Genomic DNA, 12,179 nt, shown 5'->3' on the forward strand with positions numbered 1-12,179 from the left:
TCTCATGTTCAACCTTATTTCCTAGAAAGTTTTACTCGTTCAAGGCCGAATTTGAAGTCTTTTCTGAACGAAACCCCCTACTATCTGTTGTCAAGGTTCAGTTTTTAGCTTGGTTATCGTTTTTTCCATTGTAGCTTAAAGCCGTCCTCAAAGGACGGGGTTTTAACCCAAATTTTCGATAAGCCAAATCGGATTAATGCGATCGCATACTTAAAAAACTGCTTTCTAGGAGTGCGATCGCGTATAGAAATTTCAAACAAAACTATATATCGGCGATCGCACTATTAAAAAATATTCTGGATAGGGCTATTTCAATAACTCGATCTCCCCTGGTCGCCAAGTCTTGTCAAACCAAGGCTCAAGCGGGCCATAAAGCCGAAGAATCGTATTCCAACCCGTGCCCGGAATCGTCTGTACCCAATTATTCTCCTTGCCAGCAGGCGGTTTCGGACCGAAATAGATATCCACAGAACCATCAGCATTAACCAAAAGCCCCTTAGTCTGACTACCGACACTGGGAAACTGTTGATCCATCTGAATCTGCGATCGCGTTTGGTTGCTGTAAAGAATAACTGACCAGAATAGTAGCACGGTAGGATGTGTTAGCGTAACGCATAATAATTACAAATTCATCATGATTAAAAGCAAAAAGGCCCGTTAAGTAACGCACCTGACTTTGGCTTGATCTATTCGGAGCTTTTTCCAATGGGTTAGAATGCCAATAAATAGATAATCTACGAACTAGGAGCGTCCATGGACATAGAGACCAAGAACGATCTCATAGAAGAAATTCTCGCTGCATGGAAAGACCGAATCGGTGATGACTACTTGGGTTACAGGGGTCATGTCTATCGAATGTTCAATTTCTGTTTGGCCTTGCATTCCTGCACCGAAGAAGAAAAGACCAAGTTGGCGATCGCCGCCTGCTTTCACGATCTAGGTCTTTGGTCGGCTCATACCGCGGACTACATCCCACCTTCGGTGTCTGAAGTAAAGAGGTACTTATCCGAAACCGGGCAACAGGAATGGTCTGAGGAAATTGGACTAATGGTCGAGATGCACCACAAGGTTCGCACCTACAAGACAGACCGCTATCCGCTGGTGGAACTCTTCAGAAGGGGCGATTTAGTTGATTTCTCCCTTGGTTTCTTTAAGTTCGGCATTCCTCCCGCCTATGTGAGCGAGGTCAAAAAGGCCATTCCAAATAAGGGATTTCACCGCTTTCTCATAAAAGGCGCACGCGAGTGGTTTGCAAAACATCCCTTCAGTCCACCACCCTTTATGAAGTGGTAATGCGATCGCTGATGGCGTAGGATGGGTTAGGGATGATTAAGGCGATCCCTTGTGGGCATGGCCAAATCACCAATAACATCAGCTAAAATCATTGAACTCACGGTGCGCTCATTTCTCAAACCGAAAATTTGATAAATTGTCTCAAATGCACTCTAGCAAACGGATTGAGCGTTCTACTCGAATATTTATTAGTACAAAAAGACCATTTTGAGGTTAACGAATTGATTAGGGTTTGAGCGAGCCAATCAGCGATCGCCCTCTCAGCAATGTTATGCTTACCTTATTCGCTAAAAAGCATACAGAATAAAGGTTACAGTTTGGTAGGTTGGGTTTCGTGCCTCAACCCAATGCCAGTCGAGTAAACATCAGTCCAATAAATGTTATTCTAACTTGATGCAATACCGTAGAGCAAAAACACCACGAGCCACTTATTTTTTTACAGTTGTGACATACAATCGCCACAAAATTTTGTGTGAACCTGAAAATGTGGATTTACTACGAAATGCTTTTAAATATGTCATGCGACAACATCATTTTAAGATTGATGCTATTGTCATTTTACCAGATCACATTCATGCTCTTTGGACATTGCCTGAAACAGATGCAGATTTTTCAACTCGTTGGCGATTAATTAAAAGTTATTTTAGCCGTCAATGTCATCCTCAATATCAGGGTAAAATTTCAACATCTCGACAACATAAAAAAGAAAAGGCTATTTGGCAACGCCGATTTTGGGAGCATCAAATTCGAGATGGTCGCCAAGGGCGCGCCTACGGCGATCGAGATTTTGTTAATCATATCGAATACATTCATTATAATCCCGTGCATCATGGATTAGTAAATGCTCCGAAAGATTGGCAATATTCCAGTTTTCATCGTTTGTGGGGGGCTTCAGAAAGGCTGCTCTTTGATAGTAATATTGGTATGGAATAAAATGTAGGTTGGGTTAAACAAAGTGAAACCCAACAAGTTAAGGTAAGAAATAAAGGCAATGTTGGGTTTCGTCATCTCAACCTACAAGATCAGCTCAAATTTTTCAAAAATTCGGTAGGTTGGGTTAAGGAATGCAACCCAACAAATTAAAAGATAATGATGTTAATTAAATTTGGAAGGGCATATTGTTTGTGTGGAAATGTTGGGTTTCGTCACCTCAACCCAACCTACAAAATCGGCAATCGCACTACAAGATAGGCACTTGTATTGATATACGGCGAAACTCATTTAATTCTTTTTGAGATAGGGGGAGACAGTCCGAATCTGCTTCGGCGGCTTTATTAATGTCCTCCTCCGTCATTGCTTCAACTTTTTCCCAATCTGTCTTGCCATGACTAACATTTTTGGGATCAAGTTTAACTCTGGTAATATTGTCGTCGTTCATTTTTATTGGCTCTCCTTGCTGAAATAATACGATATCTGCCGTTTCTTTTAGTATAGACAACAAATAAAACTACTTGATTAACTATACCGATTACTTGGATTCTAGCTTCATTATAATCACGTTTATCTTCTCTTTCCAGACGGTTGGGGTCTAGAAAAATATTTTTTGCATCTTCAAAATCAATCTTATGCTTGATCAAGTTTGAAGCCGCTTTATTATTGTCCCATTCTATCTCCATTTTATCGAGATTTTATATCTAGTTAATAATATTTTGGATTATACATGATCGCGTTTTTAAACATGAATCAACAAGAAGACAGGGATCGCACTACAAGATCGGCGATCACACTATCTATTGTTAAGGAATTAATTTAATTAAACTTCTTAAAGTAGCATTAACAGATTCCGAATTAGGAAAATATTTTTTGACATCAGGATCAAGAATAATTACATCATTTCGTAAATCATCTTCTAATTCATCGAATTACATATACTTCAGAAGACTACACCTAAAGTTCCAGTAATAACACCTTTCGAGCACAAATCTCTCCTCCGTATCCACACCATTAAAAACCCTCTCTCTTCCGTAAGATTGATGTGTTATTGGTTTACAAGTTTCATTATCTATCAATATTCTTCCTGCATACTTAATAGGGAGATGTCCCTTGGGTGCTAATGATAAATTAAAAGGGCTCTACCGAACCTGTCATGTAAAACTATCAACAACTCATGCTTGTAAAGCTTGTATACTAAGGCTTTGAGTTTTTGTTAGATTGATATTTATCAACTTTAGAGCATTGCTGGGCAGATTAAAAGTAAGGAAGTCGTAAGATAACCAGTCTCCTCTTTTACGCCAGCCGACGCGATCGCCTAGTTTTTCTTCCCCATCATAACCTGATTTTTCTCCGACTTCCAGCCAGATATCTTTCTGAACTGAAAAGCCGAATTTACCGTTACTATATTTTATCCAGAGGTGGTTAATGGTGCAGAGATCCTCATAGGGAAAGTTTTTTAGGTCATCACACTCTAACCATCCTTGCTCAACTCGATTAGCTGCTTGTAACATCACCCTAAGTGTTTCCTGATCTGCTTCTTTCCATTTTTCTTGTTTTAGGAGTTGCTCAAGTTTAGAATAGTCAACACCCTTAGCACTTTTAAGCTTAATCATATTAGGAGAAGTTTTAGAAGGTTTACCATTACTTCCTCAATTGTACTCTCTCATGCCACCGAGACTCTCATAGATTTCTTTCTGGACGCTGAAGCCAAACTTATCGTTACTATCAGTAGATGGAGAAGTTTAGATTTAATGCGATCGCTGATCTTGTAGTGCGATCGCCGCTTCATAGATTGGGTTAAGGAACGCAACCCAACCATGAGAAGTGATAACCTCATTGTCGAGTTACGGCAATCTCTCTCTCTGACGAAGTGAGAACTCCGATTTTATTAGCAAGAAAAAAGGTAATGTTGAATTTTATCACCTCAATCCAACCGACAGATCGGCGATCAAGAAATAATCTGGATAGAGCTATTTCAATAACTCGATCTCCCCTGGTCGCCAAGTCTTATCAAACCAAGGCTCAAGCGGGCCATAAAATCGAAGAATCGTATTCCAACCCGTGCCCGGATTTGTCTGCACCCAATTATTCTCCTTACCCGCAGGTGGTTTCGGCCTGAAATAGATATCCACAGAACCATCAGCATTAACCAAAAGCCCCTTAGTCTGACTACCGACACTGGGAAACTGTTGCTCCGTCTGAATCATCGATCGCGTCTGGTTACTGTCAAGAATCACTGACCAGAATAGTAGCACGCTAGGATGTGTTAGCGTAACGCAGAATAATTACAAATTCGTCATGATTAAAAGCAAAAAAGCGCGTTAAGTAACTATTTTTTAAGTCAAGACGGCAATTAGCGATCGCCCCTCCTCATCAACAAGCGATCACACCATGAGAAGAAAACCTGATCGCACTAAAGTCCAAAATAATCGCAAATCAGATAATTATTGTTAAGAAAACAATTTGGTACGTTACATTTCATTAGCGTCCCCTACACGATCACCGACCATACTAACTGGTTGCTTGTCGAGAGCAATTTCAAATAAAAATTCAGGGGCAAAGTCTGCTCCGTTTGGCCATTCTATTGTCCGACTATTTACATATACTTTTTGAAATAAGCTTTGATCTTTTAAGGGTTCAAAGATTTCTCCATACAATTCTTGTTCTAAATCTACAATCCCTTCTATTCCATTATTAAAGGTTAGCTTTAATTGATACTTATCCAGATATTCCACACAGATAACATGAAGAAATAGCTCCTTTTTAGGGAAGGGGATCGATTCTGTTAAGAGGTTTTCTTTGACGCGCATTTTCCCAGTTCTCCAATAGTTCAGATTGGTGTAGATCAAGCCACTCCCATATTAAATTTAGTCCTCTTTTGGGCATTTGACCACAAACTTCACCTGTGTGAATCATTATAACCGCTTCATAATCTTGATATGAGGCGGATTGTGATCGTTATAGTTCATGGTGATTTTTATTCCATAGAAGCTTGATAGAGTGGGCATGAGTAAGAATAGTAATAAAGGTTGCTTTCTAAAAGTTTGCCCCCTATTGTAAGCGATCGCCCTTGGCGTTCCTATCCCAAGCAATGACAATTTTAAAGTTTAATCAACAAGATAACAGCGATTACATTGAGCCTAGTCATAATGAAATTTACAACTAATAATAATAATTTTTGTCTCTGTTGGTTCCCCAATCCAATACATCTGTATGTCTTTGTCGCAGTTGTTTGGCCGTTTCTTCTAACCAAGCAAGATAGTCCTGTTCGTATAAGTCTTTAGTAGTGGTCAGGTATCAGGTTTTTATTTTCTTGACGCTTATTTAACCTGAAAAAAGAGGGGTCGCAGGCAGGCACGGATTCCCATTCTATATATAAGTATCTGTCAAGTGCGGGTATTTGTCAAGGGTTTTTCTGAAAAAATCTGCCGGAATTTCAGGGTAGAAAATCGGAATCGAGGATTTGTTCGGGACTATAGGGGCAGCTTTCGGCAAAGATAGCGGCCGGTAATTCGCTTTTTTGTCGGACTCGCTTCACTGCTTTGGGGTAAATAACCGCAATTCTGGTTAAAAAATAGTTATAAAGGGTTTTCGACTCCAATAAAAGTTCTAATTCCACCCGAAAGTTACCGATTTCGTCCTGCCATCCCTTCGCACATCTTTCTCGTTCCTCCGGCCAGTATTGGTAGAGAAGCAGATGAATGAGTAATTGCAGGAGATAACTATCTACTTTATGTCTCTGTTCATTCCCCAAAGCTTCGATTTCTTCCCTGAGATGTTCCCAATCTAATACATCTGTCTGTCTTTGTCGCAGTTGTTTGGCCGTTTCTTCTAACCAAGCAAGATAGTCTTGTTCGTATAAGTCTTTAATTGTCATCCCCTGTCTTCTTTATTCCTTGCGCTTATTTGACCTGAAAAAAGAGGGTCTGTAGGCAGGCACGGATTCCCATTATATATATATAAGTATATGTCAAGTTTCGGGATTTGTCAAGGGTTTTGACAGTAGAAAGGGAGAAAACTTTTAGCAATACACTTGTTCTAGCATAGCAGCAGTGAGAGATTTTTGGCCGTGATAATAGAGACGACGATTGAGACAACCGATCGATTTAACATAGGTAGATAGGGTTCCCAGATCATGGGAAATAATTAAAATAGTCATCCACTCATTCAATTCTTGCAACAGGGAAAAAATACTAGCACGCATTTGGGGATCGACACTGGCAGTGGGTTCATCTAAAATCAAGAGACGGGGTTCTACCGCTAAAGCGCGAGCGATATAAACCCGTTGGCGCTGTCCTCCCGAAAGTTCAGCAATCGACCTTTTTTTCAAGGCCAACATTCCCACACTATCTAAAGCTTTATCTACCCTTACCTCATCTTTTTTACTATAGCCTTGCCAGAGTTTTTTGCTGCTCAATCTCCCCATTTTCACCACCTCACCCACAGTGATGGGAAATGAGCGATCGCATTCGACAAACTGCGGCACATAACCGACTAATTCCCGACCTTTTTGGATACTTTGCCCCAAAATACTGACTTCTCCGCGCCAAGGTTTAATTAATCCCAGTAAAACCTTGAGGAGGGTAGTTTTTCCTCCTCCATTCGGGCCGATAATTCCCAGAAAATCCAATTCCTGAATGGTTAAATTAATATCTTCGAGGATGGGTTCCTGTTCGTAGCCGGCCCAGAGATTACTAATGGTAATGATCGTTGACATATACAAGCAATTACTGATTTAAAACTGTGGCCATTTTTTGGGAAACTTGTCGCAGGTTTTCACTCCAATTTTGAGCAAAGGCACTGATAGGGATTACCTGTCCCCCAATTTCCCTAGCAATAGTTTCGGCAGTTTTCTGGCTAAATTCCGGTTGAGTAAAAATAACTTTAATATTCTCTTTTTTTGCCTGTTTGATTAGTTGACTTAACTGGGCAGCACTCGGTTCATTGCCGTCGATTTCGATCGCAATCATCTCTAAACCGTAATCTTGGGCAAAATAGCCCCATTCGGGATGAAACACCATAAATTTTTGGTTTTTGATCCCTGCCAAGTTTTGCCGAATTTCTTGATCTAATGCGTCTAATTCCTGACGGAATTTTTCCAAGTTAGCCCGATAGATAGTTTCCTGATCGGGATCGAGTTGTGCTAGGGTTTGATAAATAGTCTCTGCTTGTGCTTTGACTCGTTTTGGTGATAACCAAATATGGGGATCTAGGGTGTTTTTTCCAGCTTGATGTTTTTTTGCCTTGGTGTGATCGTGATCATGTTCTGCTGTCAAAGGGATTTTATCTACTCCTTGACTGGTATCGACGATTAACATCTGTTGGTTAACACTGTTTAAGCGATCTTTCCAAGCATCTTCTAAGGATACACCGATTTTAAAGTAGGCTTGGGATTGGGCTGTGGTTTTTAATTGTTCGGGTTTTGGTTCATAGGTGTGGGGATCTGTCCCAGGTTGAATCATGGCATTAACACTGACTCTATCACCGCCGATGCGTTTGACAAAATATTCCTGCGGTACGATGCTGACTGTCACCTGTAAGGGTGTCGTTGTTTCCTTTTCCTTGACCGAGGGACCACTACAAGCTGTTAAGCTGGCTATAGTCATTGTTAAAGCGATCGCTGTTAACTGGAAATTTTTACCCATCGGATTAACTGAGTCTGATTATGATTCTCATCTTATCACAGTCGGTGAGAATCGTTATCATTCTGAAAATATCTCGGTATATATGTACTGGGTTTTCGTCCTTCGATCTTTCGCTGCCAATTAAAAAATTTTCTCTTGCTAACTAGGGCTTGACATGATATTATATAGATAATGGAAAATCCGTGCGCCTGCGACCCCCCTCTGGTCAAGTCAAATAAAGCCCAAAAAAATTAGCCCCAAAAAGTAGTCGGTGAACTGAAAACTCACAACTGATAACTGATAAGCTGTTGACTAAGTAGGGAAGCACAATTATTTGTCGGATGGGTTAGCGCACTTCGTGATCCTTGGGGTGTTGGGTTTCATGCTTCAACCCAACCTACGTTCGTCTTATATTTAATTCCACCCACCCACTTATCTAAATTACTCGTTAAGACTGCACCGGAGTGCCAGAGTTGGGAGAGGAAGCCTGATCATTTGTACTAAAAATCCCCATAGGCAGTTTAAATTCAGTAGAGCTTAACTAAAAACCGAGAGCCGATCACTAAAAAATGACTTTTGCCTCCGTTGTTCGCAACATTGAAAAATCGCCTCTAACTGCCGAACTTATCCAAAAACTGGAGAAAAATGGCAATTTAACCCTAACTGGTCTTGCCCGCTTACCGAAAGGATTAATAAGCACAGCTTTTGCCCGTTGTCAAGGAAAAAATCTTTTAATTATCTGTGCCAATCTAGAAGAAGCGGCACGTTGGGCTGCCCAATTAGAAGCGATGACGTGGAAAGGTGTTTTCTTTTATCCCACCTCGGAAGCTTGCCCCTACGAGACATTTAATCGGGAATCCGAGATGATTTGGGGACAGATGCAGGTATTATCGGCAATCAGTCATCAAGAGGACGGAATTGCGATCGTTACCACCGAAAAGGCCCTGCAGCCCCATTTACCCCCTAGGGAGGTTTTCGAGAAATATAGCGATAATTTTGAGATAGGAACGATTATAGAAGCCAAAAACCTCGATCTAACCCTAGCTAGATTAGGATATCAACGGGTTTCACTGGTAGAAACCGAAGGGCAATGGAGTCGTCGCGGCGATATCGTTGATATTTTCCCAGTTTCGGCAGAATTACCAGTCAGGTTAGAATTTTTCGGCGATGAATTGGAAAAATTGCGAGAATTTGACCCTGCAACCCAAAGATCGCTGGATTCTATCCCCAATCTGCTTCTTACTCCCACTAGCTTCGCGGCGATGATTGCCCCTTCTCTCCCCCCGACAGTGGCCGATTATCTAGGGGCTGAAGATCGAGAAAAATTGGCTAATGGCATTTATCCAGAGGGAATTGAGCGATTTTTAGGCTTGGCCTTCCGTCAAGCTGCTTCTTTATTGGATTATCTCCCCGAAAATACCCTTATTGCCTTTGATGAACTGGAAAGCTGTCAAGCTAGAAGCGAGCGCTGGATAGAATATATTGGGGAACGCTGGCAAGAGATAGAACCACCTTTACCGAAAATTCACCGTTCTTTTGGCGAATCTCTGGAAATATCGCCCAAATTTCCCCATCTCTACCTCTCGGAAATAGACGATCACCTGTCCGAAAATAGCCTTAATCTCTCCAGTCGTCCGATTCCCACCAATGCGGGGCAATTCGCCAAACTAGCGGAAATTTTACGGGGAAAAAGAGAGATTTATAGCGGTATTAAAGTAAATAAGTATGCTACATGGTTAATATCTGCCCAACCCTCCCGCACAGTCTCGTTATTACAGGAACACGACTGCCCGGCCCAATTTATCCCCAATCCCCTTGATTTTGGGGCGATCGAGCGCTTAATAATTCAAAACACCGCTACAGCCCTAAAATACTCAGGATTAGCTGAATTAGAAGGTTTTATCCTACCCACCTATCGCATAGTCCTCGTTACCGATCGAGAGTTCTTCGGGCAACATCTTTTAAATACTGCCGGTTACGTCCGCAAACGTCGGCAAGCAGCCTCGGTACAGGTGGACGTGAATAAACTCCGTCCCCTCGATTTTGTAGTACATAAACACCATGGCATCGGACAGTTTATCAAACTAGAAAAGCAGGAAAGCACAATTAGCGGAGTAGTGCAAGGTCGAGATTATCTAGTTATTAAGTATGCCGATGGATTATTGCGGGTTCCTGCCGATTCTCTCGATAATCTCTCCCGTTATCGTCATACAGGTAGTCAAGCGCCTGAATTACATAAAATCTCTGGCAAAGCGTGGGAAGCGACGAAAGCCCGCGTTAGGAAGTCGGTTAAGAAGTTAGCGGTTGATTTAATCAATATTTACGCCCAACGCGCCCAAAAATCGGGTTTTGCCTATCCGATGGATAATCCCTGGCAGCGGGAGTTAGAGGATTCTTTTCCCTACCAACCCACTGCTGATCAACTGAAAGCGATACAGGATGTGAAACGGGATTTAGAAAGCGATCGCCCGATGGATCGATTAGTCTGTGGGGATGTGGGTTTTGGTAAGACAGAAGTGGCCATTCGTGCTATTTTTAAAGCTGTCACCACGGGTCATAAACAGGTGGCTTTATTAGCACCAACAACGATTTTAACCCAACAACATTATCACACCCTGAAAGAACGTTTTGCTCCCTATCCCATTAATGTGGGTTTATTAAATCGTTTTCGCACCAATTCCGAGAAAAAAGATATCGTCCAGCGCTTGAAAACGGGGGAATTGGATATAGTGGTGGGGACGCAGTTGTTATTGAGTAAAGCGGTGGAGTTTAAAGATTTAGGATTATTGGTAATTGATGAAGAACAGCGTTTTGGGGTCAATCAAAAGGAAAAAATTAAGGCTTTTAAAAGTAATATTGATGTGTTAACTTTGAGTGCGACACCGATTCCCCGGACTCTTTATATGTCCCTTTCTGGGGTACGAGAAATGAGTTTAATTACCACACCTCCTCCCTCTCGTCGTCCCATCCAAACCCACCTTTCTAGTTATAATTCTGATGTGATTAGAACGGCAATTCGCAATGAATTGGATCGGGGAGGACAGATTTTTTATGTAGTACCCAGAATCGAGGGAATTGAAGAAAAAGCGGCAGCAATTCAAGGGATGATTCCGGGTGCTAGAATTGCCATCGGCCACGGTCGTATGGATGAGTCCGAATTAGAGACCACCATGTTAGCATTTAATAATGGGGAAGCGGATATCTTAGTCTGTACGACTATTGTGGAGTCAGGGTTAGATATTCCCAGAGTTAACACGATTATCATTGAAGATGCCCAAAAATTCGGTTTAGCGCAACTCTATCAACTGCGGGGACGGGTGGGGCGATCGGGAGTACAAGCGCACGCTTGGTTACTTTATCCGGCCAAGGGAGAACTAACAGAAACCGCTCGGGAAAGATTAAAGGCAATTCAAGAATTTACCCAGTTAGGATCGGGGTATCAATTAGCGACTAGGGATCTGGAAATTCGCGGTGCGGGTAACTTATTAGGTGCGGAACAATCGGGACAAATGGAAGCGATCGGTTTTGATCTATATATGGAAATGTTACAGGAAGCTTTGCGGGAAATTCAAGGTCAAGAAATTCCTCAAGTGGAGGATACCCAAATCGATCTGAAATTGACGGCATTTATTCCTAATGATTATATATCAGATCTGGAGCAGAAAATGGATGTCTATCGGGCGATCGCTACTGCCAATTCTCAGAAAACTTTAGGACAAATTGCTGCCGATTTAGTCGATAGATACGGGGCAATTCCTGCACCGGTGGCACAATTATTTAAGGTAATCGAGTTAAAACATCTGGCTAAATCCCTCGGTTTTTCGCGCATTAAACCCGATGGAAAACAGCATATTATCCTAGAAACTCCCATGGAGGAACCAGCTTGGAAATTATTACAAGAACACCTACCCCAACATATACAATCACGCTTTGTTTATAGTCCCAAACAGGTGACGGTTAGGGGTCTAGGATTGGTAAAACCACCACAGCAGTTAGATAGTTTATTGGAGTGGTTAGCTAAGTGTAAAGATGGCCTACCGACGGGAATTAGACTAAATCCTGTTTAAAAAGTATAAGAGAGTGGGAATTATGAATTATCAATTATGAATTATGAAGTAGGGAGCGGGAATTATCAATTATCAATTATGAAGTGGGGAGTGGGAATTATCAATTATAAATTATCAATTATGAAGTGGGGAGTGGGGGAGAAGTTGACATCCTCGCCGCCGTAAAACGGACGGCGATTCCTCACCACGCCACTTTTTTAGGGTGGTCGCGTCAATGGGGTTGACGCAGATAGCGAAAAACGCTTAATTGCTTAAGTCTGAC

13 protein-coding genes and 1 pseudogene are annotated in these 12,179 nt (G+C 41.7%); 3 read left to right on the forward strand and 11 right to left on the reverse strand.

The features are described from left to right. Window positions 1–306 precede the first annotated feature (306 nt). Window positions 307–591, reverse strand: a complete 285-nt coding sequence (locus EWV84_RS15140) for a DUF1214 domain-containing protein (RefSeq protein ID WP_287078658.1) — start codon at window positions 589–591, stop codon at window positions 307–309. A gap of 162 nt (window positions 592–753) precedes the next feature. Here EWV84_RS15140 and EWV84_RS15145 point away from each other — a divergent pair, with 162 nt between their 5' ends. Together EWV84_RS15145 and EWV84_RS15150 are read left to right on the forward strand one after the other, a co-directional pair. Continuing rightward, window positions 754–1,293: a hypothetical protein gene (locus EWV84_RS15145; RefSeq protein ID WP_287078659.1), complete on the forward strand. Its 540-nt coding sequence runs from the start codon at window positions 754–756 to the stop codon at window positions 1,291–1,293. 393 nt (window positions 1,294–1,686) lie between these two features. After that, window positions 1,687–2,226 carry an REP-associated tyrosine transposase gene (locus tag EWV84_RS15150; protein WP_287697471.1) on the forward strand — a complete coding sequence of 180 codons (540 nt, stop codon included), beginning with the start codon at window positions 1,687–1,689 and terminating at the stop codon, window positions 2,224–2,226. A 247-nt stretch (window positions 2,227–2,473) separates the two neighbouring features. On the opposite strand, the gene EWV84_RS15155 is transcribed toward EWV84_RS15150, so the two are convergent. From EWV84_RS15155 to EWV84_RS15200, 10 genes and pseudogenes are all read right to left on the reverse strand, one after another. Further along, the gene (locus tag EWV84_RS15155) at window positions 2,474–2,671 is read right to left on the reverse strand and encodes a hypothetical protein (protein ID WP_287078661.1); all 198 of its coding nucleotides are present in this window, start codon (window positions 2,669–2,671) and stop codon (window positions 2,474–2,476) included. Further along, a complete protein-coding gene (locus EWV84_RS15160) occupies window positions 2,643–2,909 on the reverse strand; it encodes a BrnT family toxin (protein ID WP_287078662.1) in 267 nt (88 codons plus the stop codon). Before EWV84_RS15160 ends, EWV84_RS15155 begins: the two co-directional genes overlap by 29 nt. 489 nt (window positions 2,910–3,398) lie before the next feature. Next, window positions 3,399–3,839 (reverse strand): GUN4 domain-containing protein, encoded by a 441-nt coding sequence (locus EWV84_RS15165; RefSeq protein WP_287078663.1) that lies wholly within the window; start codon window positions 3,837–3,839, stop codon window positions 3,399–3,401. Window positions 3,840–4,196: 357 nt separating this feature from the next. Then, window positions 4,197–4,481 (reverse strand): DUF1214 domain-containing protein, encoded by a 285-nt coding sequence (locus tag EWV84_RS15170; protein WP_287078664.1) that lies wholly within the window; start codon window positions 4,479–4,481, stop codon window positions 4,197–4,199. Window positions 4,482–4,697: 216 nt separating this feature from the next. Continuing rightward, window positions 4,698–5,036 carry a DUF2442 domain-containing protein gene (locus EWV84_RS15175; protein ID WP_287078665.1) on the reverse strand — a complete coding sequence of 113 codons (339 nt, stop codon included), beginning with the start codon at window positions 5,034–5,036 and terminating at the stop codon, window positions 4,698–4,700. After that, window positions 4,990–5,142, reverse strand: coding sequence for a DUF4160 domain-containing protein (locus EWV84_RS15180; protein WP_262382182.1), 153 nt, complete (start codon window positions 5,140–5,142; stop codon window positions 4,990–4,992). The genes EWV84_RS15175 and EWV84_RS15180 overlap by 47 nt, the downstream gene beginning before the upstream one ends. 279 nt (window positions 5,143–5,421) lie before the next feature. Continuing rightward, a pseudogene (locus tag EWV84_RS15185) lies at window positions 5,422–5,520 on the reverse strand (DUF29 family protein); the annotation flags it as partial. A 142-nt stretch (window positions 5,521–5,662) separates the two neighbouring features. After that, entirely contained in the window at window positions 5,663–6,103 is a 441-nt protein-coding gene (locus EWV84_RS15190) for a DUF29 domain-containing protein (RefSeq protein WP_287078667.1), read from the reverse strand. Between the two features lie 144 nt (window positions 6,104–6,247). Beyond that, complete coding sequence (locus tag EWV84_RS15195; RefSeq protein ID WP_287078668.1) at window positions 6,248–6,943, reverse strand: metal ABC transporter ATP-binding protein; 696 nt, start codon at window positions 6,941–6,943, stop codon at window positions 6,248–6,250. Between the two features lie 10 nt (window positions 6,944–6,953). Beyond that, window positions 6,954–7,871 carry a metal ABC transporter solute-binding protein, Zn/Mn family gene (locus EWV84_RS15200; RefSeq protein WP_287078669.1) on the reverse strand — a complete coding sequence of 306 codons (918 nt, stop codon included), beginning with the start codon at window positions 7,869–7,871 and terminating at the stop codon, window positions 6,954–6,956. 548 nt (window positions 7,872–8,419) lie between these two features. On the opposite strand from EWV84_RS15200, the gene mfd reads away from it, so the two are divergent. Then, entirely contained in the window at window positions 8,420–11,917 is a 3,498-nt protein-coding gene (gene mfd, locus EWV84_RS15205) for a transcription-repair coupling factor (RefSeq protein ID WP_287078670.1), read from the forward strand. Window positions 11,918–12,179: the final 262 nt, after the last annotated feature.

The organism is Microcystis sp. M_QC_C_20170808_M3Col (assembly GCF_007095505.1).
Classification (GTDB): Bacteria; Cyanobacteriota; Cyanobacteriia; order Cyanobacteriales; family Microcystaceae; genus Microcystis.

Excerpts from the sequence above, each read along its gene's own strand:
- EWV84_RS15145 (WP_287078659.1), top strand. The coding sequence starts at position 754 with ATGGACATAGAGACCAAGAACGATCTCATAGAAGAAATTCTCGCTGCA.
- EWV84_RS15150 (WP_287697471.1), top strand. The coding sequence starts at position 1,687 with ATGCAATACCGTAGAGCAAAAACACCACGAGCCACTTATTTTTTTACA.
- EWV84_RS15155 (WP_287078661.1), bottom strand. The coding sequence starts at position 2,671 with ATGAACGACGACAATATTACCAGAGTTAAACTTGATCCCAAAAATGTT.
- EWV84_RS15160 (WP_287078662.1), bottom strand. The coding sequence starts at position 2,909 with ATGGAGATAGAATGGGACAATAATAAAGCGGCTTCAAACTTGATCAAG.
- EWV84_RS15165 (WP_287078663.1), bottom strand. The coding sequence starts at position 3,839 with ATGATTAAGCTTAAAAGTGCTAAGGGTGTTGACTATTCTAAACTTGAG.
- EWV84_RS15175 (WP_287078665.1), bottom strand. The coding sequence starts at position 5,036 with ATGCGCGTCAAAGAAAACCTCTTAACAGAATCGATCCCCTTCCCTAAA.
- EWV84_RS15180 (WP_262382182.1), bottom strand. The coding sequence starts at position 5,142 with ATGATTCACACAGGTGAAGTTTGTGGTCAAATGCCCAAAAGAGGACTA.
- EWV84_RS15190 (WP_287078667.1), bottom strand. The coding sequence starts at position 6,103 with ATGACAATTAAAGACTTATACGAACAAGACTATCTTGCTTGGTTAGAA.
- EWV84_RS15195 (WP_287078668.1), bottom strand. The coding sequence starts at position 6,943 with ATGTCAACGATCATTACCATTAGTAATCTCTGGGCCGGCTACGAACAG.
- EWV84_RS15200 (WP_287078669.1), bottom strand. The coding sequence starts at position 7,871 with ATGGGTAAAAATTTCCAGTTAACAGCGATCGCTTTAACAATGACTATA.
- mfd (WP_287078670.1), top strand. The coding sequence starts at position 8,420 with ATGACTTTTGCCTCCGTTGTTCGCAACATTGAAAAATCGCCTCTAACT.